Consider the following 7,472-nt stretch of genomic DNA (forward strand, 5'->3'; position numbering starts at 1 on the left):
GATCCGGGGGGCGGGGCCCTTCGCGTGCGCGGTGCTGCGCGGGTGTGCGGCCGCACCGGCCGGCTCGGCCGGCGCTGCGGCGGAGGCCTGCTCAGCCGGTGACGATCAGGGTGACCAGCGCGGCCAGGCCGGCCAGGGTCGGCGCGATCACCCACCAGCACCAGCTGACCGACACCGAACCGGCGGCCGCCGGGCTCGCACCGTGGCGCTCGGCCATCTCCTGGAGCTCCGCGACGACCTGGTCGGACCAGGCCCGCGTCGGGTCGGGCTGGCCCGGCCGCAGCCGCGCCTCCGGCTCCCCCGCCGCCCTGGCCCGCGCGGCGCGGCGGCCCGCGGTCTTGCGCTGGCGGATCGACACCGGGACCGCCCACACCTGGTACTTGCTGCCGCCGGCGAACAGCTCCACCGAGTAGCCCGCCTTCAGCCCCTCCACCGCGGCCCACGGCGCGAGGACCGTGCGCAGCGGGTTGCGGACCAGCAGCCGCCGGTCGTTGGCGTAGACGGCGGGCCGCAGCGTGTAGGCGATCACCGGGAAGGCGAAGACCGGGGCGGCGGCCAGCGCCACCCACGGGGTGCGGCCGGTGCCGCTGATCACGGCGTCGCCGATCAGCCAGGCCGCGACGGCCAGCAGCAGGATGCCGGAGATGATGCCGGGGCCGGAGCGGTAGATTCGGTCGGCGTACGTCGGCTCGGGGGCGGCGGGGCCCGGGTCGGGCGCGCCGTCGGAATCGGTCATGGGGACGATTGTGCCGCAGATCCGGCGCCCGCCCCGTTGAGCTGCATCACATCTTTCCCACAGGTCCCGGCCGCAGGTGTTCGGCGCTGCGCCGGTTCGGGGCCGGGCCTGCCGGACGGCGCGGCCCCGGCCTCGGACCGGTGGCGGGACCGGGGTGCGCCCGGGACGGCCCCCGGCAGCGGGGAACGGCCCGGGGGGGGCGGGGGCGGCGGGGGGCGCGGGCCGCCCCGCCCGCGGGGGCGCCCCGCCCCCCCCCGGCGGGGCGGGGCGCGCGGGGGGGGCGGGGGGGGGGGGGGGGGGGGGGGGCCGGCGCGCCCCCCCCCCGCGGGGGGCGCCCCGCGGCCCCGGGCCGGCGGCCGAGGTGGCCGCGGGCCCGCCGGGCGGCGGGGCCGACGCCCCGTCAGCCGGTGCGGCGGCGCAGCGTGGCGGCGCCGAGGCCGAGGGCGAGCAGGGCCGATCCGGCGATCACCGCGAGGTCCCGGACCACCTCGGTGCCGACGCCGGTGTCCACGGTCAGCCGGGTCATCGCGTCCACCGCGTACGACAGCGGCAGGACGTCGGAGGCCCAGCGCAGCACGTCCGCCATCCGCTCGCGCGGCACGAACAGCCCGCAGAGCAGGAACTGCGGCAACAGCACCGCGGGGAGGAACTGCACCGCCTGGAACTCGGTCGCGGCGAAGGCGGAGACCAGCAGGCCGAGGGCCATGCCGAGCAGGCCGTCGCCGACCGCCACCGCGAACAGCAGCCAGGTCGGTCCGGCGACGTTCAGGCCGAGCAGGCCGATGGTGAGCGCGGAGGCCAGCGCCGCCTGGACGAGCGCGACCAGGCCGAACGCCAGGGCGTAGCCGAGCAGCAGGTCCAGCTTGCCGAGCGGCATGGTGAGCAGCCGCTCCAGCGTGCCGCTGGTGCGCTCGCGGAGCATGGCGACCGAGGTGACCAGGAACATCACCATGAGCGGGAAGATCCCGAGCAGGGCCGGCCCGATCCGGTCGAAGGTCTGCGGCTGCCCGTCGAACATGTACTTCAGCAGGGTGAGCAGCACGCACGGGACGACCAGCAGCAGCGCGACGGTGCGCGGGTCGTGGCGCAGCTGGGCGAGGACCCGGCGGGCGGTGGCGAGGGTGCGGCGGAGGTTCATCGGGTGCTCCCCTCGGGGACGGCGCCGGCGGCGACCAGGGTCAGGAAGGCGCTGTCGATGTCGGCGGCGCCGGTGGCGGCGAGCAGGGCGTCCGGGGTGTCGTGGGCGAGCAGCCGGCCCTCGCGCATCAGCAGCAGCCGGTCGCAGCGGGTGGCCTCGTCCATGACGTGGCTGGAGACCAGCAGGGTGGCGCCGCCGTCGGCCAGCCGACGGAACAGCCCCCAGAGGTCCTGGCGGAGCACCGGGTCGAGGCCGACCGTGGGCTCGTCCAGGATCAGCAGCTCGGGGGCGCCGAGCAGGGCCGCGGCGAGCGAGACCCGGGCCCGCTGGCCGCCGGAGAGGCGGGCGGCGGTGTCGTGCTCGTGGCCGGCCAGGCCGACCTGCGCGATCACCCGGGCCGGGTCGCCGGCCGGTGCGCCGAGCACGGCGGCGAAGTAGTCGAGGTTCTCGGCGACGGTGAGGTCGCCGTAGACCGACGGCGCCTGGGTGACGTAGCCGACCCGCTCGCGCAGCTCGGCCGATCCGGCGGGCCGGCCGAGCACCTCGACCTCGCCGCCGGCGATCCGCTGCACCCCGACGACGGCGCGCAGCAGCGTGGTCTTGCCGCAGCCACTGGGGCCGAGCAGGCCGGTGACCGAGCCGCGCGGCACGTCGAGGTCGAGGTCGTGCAGGACGGGGCGGCCGCCGCGGACGACGTTCAGCGCCCGGACCCGGATCGCGGGGGCGGTCCCCGCCGAGGAATTCATCATGCGATGAGTTTCCAGCGCGGCACCGCGGCCGTCAAGGGGCGGCGCACCCGGATTCGGGAGGCGGCGCGCCGGGAGTTCCGCCCGGTCAGCCTGCGGTCAGATGGGTCTGCACCGCCCGGGCCAGCAGCGGCAGCAGCTCCTCCGCCGGTGCCGAGGCCAGCGGCTCCACCCGGATCACGTACCGGGCCATCGCCAGCCCGAGGATCTGCGACATCACCAGCTCCACCCGGAGCTCCGGCTGCGGCACCCCGAGCCCGTCGGCCACCCGGGAGACCAGCTCGGTCACCATGAAGCCCCGCATCAGGGCCGCCACCTCTTCCGAGGCGGCGGCGGTGCGCAGCAGCGCGAGCAGCCGGTCCCGGACGGTCGGCTCCTCCCAGAGCGCGAGCACGAAGCCGGCCACCCGCTCGCCGACCGCGTCCGGGTCGCCGGTGAGGATCCGCTCGACCACCAGCTGCGGGTCGACCGGGAACTCCAGCGCGGCCAGGAAGAGCCGGTCCTTGCTGCCGAAGTAGTGGTGCAGCAGCGCGGCGTCCACCCCGGCGGCCCGCGCGATCGCCCGCATGCTCGCCTTCTGGTACCCCCGCGCGGCGAACTCGGCGCGCGCCGCCTCCAGCACCGTGCGCCGGGTGTCGGCACTGCCGGGACGGCGGCCGGTCTTCTTCCGCGGGGCGGGCTGGTCGTCTGCGTCGGCGGTCACCCGAGCATTCTCCCCGGCGCACGCAGCAGCCGGCCGCGGGCGGCCCCAACGGATGTGTGCGGCAGGCTGCTGCACAGATTCGTCGGCCGACCTCCCAGGAGCCGGCCGGAGCCGATTTGGGCGCCGCCCGCGGCGGCAAACCCCCGGGGGCCCCGCCCCCCCCCCCCCCCCCCCCCCCCCACACACGCCCGCCCCGGGGGGAGAAACCCCCCCGCGCCGGCCGCCCCCCCCCCCCCGCGCCGCGCCGGGCGCTCTCTGCACTCGCCGCGGCCCAGCCCCCCCCCCCCCCGCCCCCCCCCCCCCCCCCCGCGCCCGCCCCCCCCCTCGCCCGGGGGCACCGGCGCCCGCACCCTCCTCGCCCCTCCTCGACCGTCCGGCCAGGGACTTCTACGCCCGGCAGGCCGCGCAGCACGACCGGTCCCGCAACGTGCCGGTGCACCACGCGAGGAACGTCGTGCAGTACGCGCTGCGCAGCAGCAGCCGGCCGATGGCGGTGACGACGTACCGCACGCTGCCCGCCGAGCTGCGGCCACTGCTGCCGAGCCCGGGGCAGTTGGCCCGGGCGACGCGGGAGGTCCTGGAACGGCACGGGGCAGGCTGACGGAGCCCCGCGGTGCACCGCGTTCGGGCCGTCGATCGCGGCCGGAATCGGGGCGCGTCTCGGTCCGGCATCGAAACCCGACCCCCCTAGCGGATCGCTACGCGCGTAGATATGCTGGTCTGGTGACTATGTCCACTCTTGCAGCCAACGCCCTCAGCGCTGCGGGCGGAGGTCTCGCGGACGTCGCGGCGTCCGAGGCCTCGCTCCGCCGCTTCCTGCACGGCCTGCCCGGTGTCGACCAGGTCGGCCTGGAGGCCCGCGCCGCCGCCCTCGGCACCCGTTCGATCAAGACCACGGCGAAGGCGTACGCCATCGACCTGGCGATCTCGATGATCGACCTGACCACGCTGGAAGGCGCGGACACGGTCGGCAAGGTGCGCTCGCTCTGCACCAAGGGCCGCACCCCCGATCCGTCCGACCCGACCGCCCCGCAGGTCGCGGCGATCTGCGTCTATCCGGACATGGTCGCCACCGCGAAGGACGCCCTGCGCGGCACCGACATCCAGGTGGCCTCGGTGGCCACCGCCTTCCCGGCCGGCCGCGCCGCCCTGCCGGTCAAGCTCGCCGACACCGCCGACGCGGTGGCCGCCGGCGCCGACGAGATCGACATGGTGATCGACCGGGGCGCCTTCCTCTCCGGCCGCTACCTCGACGTCTTCCAGGAGATCACCGCCGTGAAGGAGGCGTGCAAGCGCCCCGACGGCACCTCCGCGCACCTCAAGGTGATCTTCGAGACCGGCGAGCTGCAGACGTACGACAACGTGCGCCGCGCCTCCTGGCTGGCGATGCTGGCCGGCGCCGACTTCATCAAGACCTCCACCGGCAAGGTCGCCGTGAACGCGACCCCGCCGGTGACCCTGCTGATGCTGGAGGCCGTCCGCGACTTCCGCGCGGCCACCGGCGTGCAGGTCGGCGTGAAGCCGGCCGGCGGCATCAAGACCACCAAGGACGCCATGAAGTACCTGGTGATGGTCAACGAGACGCTCGGCGACGACTGGCTGACCCCGCACTGGTTCCGCTTCGGCGCCTCCAGCCTGCTGAACGACCTGCTGATGCAGCGCCAGAAGCTGACCACCGGCCGGTACTCCGGTCCCGACTACGTGACGGTGGACTGATCACCATGGCCAAGAAGAAGACCATCGAGGAGACCGCGGCCAAGCCCGCCGGCGGCCTCTTCGCCTACGCCCCGGCGCCCGAGTCCCCCGCCGCCGCGGGCGACATCGCCACCTCGTACGGCCACTTCATCGGCGGCGAGTTCGTCGACTCCTCCGGCAGCGAGGCGCTGAAGACCGTCAACCCGGCCACCGAGCAGGTGCTGGCGGAGTTCGCGCAGGGCACCGAGGAGGACGTCGACCGCGCCGTCGCCGCCGCCCGCAGGGCCTTCGCCGACTGGTCGGCGCTGCCCGGCAGCGAGCGCGCCAAGTACCTGTTCCGGATCGCCCGGATCATCCAGGAGCGCAGCCGCGAGCTGGCCGTGCTGGAGTCCATCGACAACGGCAAGCCGATCCGCGAGACCCGCGACGTCGACCTGCCGCTGGTCGCCGCGCACTTCTTCTACTACGCGGGCTGGGCGGACAAGCTGGACTACGCCGGCTTCGGCGCGGCCCCGCGGCCGCTCGGCGTGGCCGGCCAGGTCATCCCGTGGAACTTCCCGCTGCTGATGCTGGCGTGGAAGATCGCGCCCGCCCTGGCGACCGGCAACACCGTCGTCCTGAAGCCCGCGGAGACCACCCCGCTGACGGCGCTGCGCTTCGCCGAGATCTGCCGCCAGGCCGGTCTGCCGAAGGGCGTCGTCAACATCGTGACCGGCGACGGCCGCACCGGTGCCGCGCTCACCGCGCACCCGGACGTCAACAAGGTCGCGTTCACCGGCTCCACCCCGGTCGGCCGGGCGATCGCCAAGCAGCTGGCCGGCACCCGCAAGAAGCTGTCGCTGGAGCTGGGCGGCAAGGCCGCCAACATCGTCTTCGACGACGCGCCGCTCGACCAGGCGGTCGAGGGCATCGTCAACGGCATCTTCTTCAACCAGGGCCACGTCTGCTGCGCGGGCTCGCGCCTGCTGGTCCAGGAGTCGGTCCAGGACGAGCTGCTGGACGCCCTGAAGCGCCGGATGGCCACCCTGCGGGTCGGCGACCCGCTGGACAAGAACACCGACATCGGCGCCATCAACTCGGCCGAGCAGCTGGCCCGGATCACCGCGCTGACCGAGGCCGGCGAGGCCGAGGGCGCAGAGCGCTGGTCGCCGGCCTGCGAACTTCCGGGCACCGGCTTCTGGTTCAAGCCGACCCTGTTCACCGGCGTCAGCCAGGCCCACCGGATCGCCCAGGAGGAGATCTTCGGCCCGGTGCTGTCGGTGCTGACCTTCCGCACCCCGGACGAGGCGGTCGCGAAGGCCAACAACACCCCGTACGGACTCTCCGCCGGCGTCTGGACGGAGAAGGGCTCGCGCATCCTCTGGATGGCCAACCGGCTGAAGGCCGGTGTGGTCTGGGCCAACACCTTCAACAAGTTCGACCCGACCTCGCCGTTCGGCGGCTACAAGGAGTCGGGCTACGGCCGCGAGGGTGGCCGCCACGGTCTGGAGGCCTACCTCGATGTCTGATGTCGCGACGCGTCTTGACGTCTTCAAGACCTACAAGCTGTACGTCGGCGGGAAGTTCCCGCGGTCCGAGAGCGGACGGGTGTACGAGGTGACGGACTCCAAGGGCCAGTGGCTCGCCAACGCCCCGCTCGGCACCCGCAAGGACACCCGGGACGCCGTCGTGGCCGCGCGCGCCGCGGTCAAGGGCTGGTCCGGCACCACCGCGTACAACCGCGGCCAGGTGCTGTACCGGGTCGCCGAGATGCTCCAGGGCCGCCGCGAGCAGTTCACCGCCGAGGTGGCCGCCGCCGAGGGCATCTCCGCCAAGAAGGCCGCCGCACTGGTCGACGCCGCGATCGACCGCTGGGTCTGGTACGCCGGCTGGACCGACAAGGTCGCCCAGATCGCCGGCGGCGCCAACCCGGTGGCCGGGCCGTTCTTCAACCTGTCCACCCCCGAACCGACCGGTGTGGTCGGCGTGGTGGCGCCGCAGGCCGGGCAGGGCCACTCCTTCCTCGGGCTGGTCTCGGTGATCGCCCCGGCGATCGCCACCGGCAACACGGTCGTGGTGGCCGCGGCCGCCGACGCGCCGCTGCCCGCGCTGTCGCTCGGCGAGGTGCTGGCCACCTCGGACCTGCCGGGCGGCGTGGTCAACCTGATCTCCGGCCGGACGGCCGACATCGCCCCCACCCTGGCGTCCCACCAGGACGTCAACGGTCTCGACCTGACCGGCGCCGTCGACCAGGACGGCCCGGCCTCGGCCGCCGCCCTGGAGGCGGCCGCCGCCGAGACCCTCAAGCGTGTCCTCCGCCCGGCCGCCGACCCGGCCGCCGCGGACTGGACGCAGGCCCCGGGCACCAAGCGGCTGCTCTCCTTCCTGGAGACCAAGACCGTCTGGCACCCGATGGGCATCTGACCGGACGGCCCCGCCGCACCGGACGACCCGGACCCGCACCCCGACCCGGGG

8 protein-coding genes are annotated in these 7,472 nt (G+C 75.1%); 4 read left to right on the plus strand and 4 right to left on the minus strand.

Annotated elements, in window-relative coordinates:
* Window positions 1–91 precede the first annotated feature (91 nt).
* The 4 genes from ACFV0G_RS30760 to ACFV0G_RS30775 all read right to left on the minus strand — a co-directional run bounded on the left by ACFV0G_RS30760 (window position 92) and on the right by ACFV0G_RS30775 (window position 3,323).
* A complete protein-coding gene (locus ACFV0G_RS30760) occupies window positions 92–736 on the minus strand; it encodes a PH domain-containing protein (protein WP_380555114.1) in 645 nt (214 codons plus the stop codon).
* Between the two features lie 400 nt (window positions 737–1,136).
* Window positions 1,137–1,874, minus strand: coding sequence for an ABC transporter permease (locus tag ACFV0G_RS30765; protein ID WP_380555116.1), 738 nt, complete (start codon window positions 1,872–1,874; stop codon window positions 1,137–1,139).
* Window positions 1,871–2,623 (minus strand): ABC transporter ATP-binding protein, encoded by a 753-nt coding sequence (locus tag ACFV0G_RS30770; protein WP_380555118.1) that lies wholly within the window; start codon window positions 2,621–2,623, stop codon window positions 1,871–1,873. Before ACFV0G_RS30770 ends, ACFV0G_RS30765 begins: the two co-directional genes overlap by 4 nt.
* 85 nt (window positions 2,624–2,708) lie before the next feature.
* Entirely contained in the window at window positions 2,709–3,323 is a 615-nt protein-coding gene (locus tag ACFV0G_RS30775; protein ID WP_380555120.1) for a TetR family transcriptional regulator, read from the minus strand.
* Window positions 3,324–3,756: 433 nt separating this feature from the next.
* On the opposite strand from ACFV0G_RS30775, the gene ACFV0G_RS30780 reads away from it, so the two are divergent.
* The 4 genes from ACFV0G_RS30780 to ACFV0G_RS30795 all read left to right on the plus strand — a co-directional run bounded on the left by ACFV0G_RS30780 (window position 3,757) and on the right by ACFV0G_RS30795 (window position 7,421).
* Window positions 3,757–3,924, plus strand: coding sequence for a hypothetical protein (locus tag ACFV0G_RS30780; protein WP_380555122.1), 168 nt, complete (start codon window positions 3,757–3,759; stop codon window positions 3,922–3,924).
* 128 nt (window positions 3,925–4,052) lie between these two features.
* The gene (gene deoC, locus ACFV0G_RS30785) at window positions 4,053–5,039 is read left to right on the plus strand and encodes a deoxyribose-phosphate aldolase (protein ID WP_380555128.1); all 987 of its coding nucleotides are present in this window, start codon (window positions 4,053–4,055) and stop codon (window positions 5,037–5,039) included.
* A gap of 5 nt (window positions 5,040–5,044) precedes the next feature.
* A complete protein-coding gene (locus ACFV0G_RS30790) occupies window positions 5,045–6,526 on the plus strand; it encodes an aldehyde dehydrogenase family protein (protein WP_380555124.1) in 1,482 nt (493 codons plus the stop codon).
* On the plus strand, window positions 6,519–7,421 hold the full coding sequence (locus tag ACFV0G_RS30795) for an aldehyde dehydrogenase family protein (protein WP_380555126.1): 903 nt from the start codon (window positions 6,519–6,521) through the stop codon (window positions 7,419–7,421). The genes ACFV0G_RS30790 and ACFV0G_RS30795 overlap by 8 nt, the downstream gene beginning before the upstream one ends.
* Window positions 7,422–7,472 lie beyond the last annotated feature (51 nt).

Source organism: Kitasatospora sp. NPDC059571, assembly GCF_042735675.1.
Lineage (GTDB): Bacteria > Actinomycetota > Actinomycetes > Streptomycetales > Streptomycetaceae > Kitasatospora.

Coding starts and splice junctions, on each gene's coding strand:
- ACFV0G_RS30760 (WP_380555114.1), bottom strand. CDS start 736: ATGACCGATTCCGACGGCGCGCCCGACCCGGGCCCCGCCGCCCCCGAG.
- ACFV0G_RS30765 (WP_380555116.1), bottom strand. CDS start 1,874: ATGAACCTCCGCCGCACCCTCGCCACCGCCCGCCGGGTCCTCGCCCAG.
- ACFV0G_RS30770 (WP_380555118.1), bottom strand. CDS start 2,623: ATGATGAATTCCTCGGCGGGGACCGCCCCCGCGATCCGGGTCCGGGCG.
- deoC (WP_380555128.1), top strand. CDS start 4,053: ATGTCCACTCTTGCAGCCAACGCCCTCAGCGCTGCGGGCGGAGGTCTC.
- ACFV0G_RS30790 (WP_380555124.1), top strand. CDS start 5,045: ATGGCCAAGAAGAAGACCATCGAGGAGACCGCGGCCAAGCCCGCCGGC.
- ACFV0G_RS30795 (WP_380555126.1), top strand. CDS start 6,519: ATGTCTGATGTCGCGACGCGTCTTGACGTCTTCAAGACCTACAAGCTG.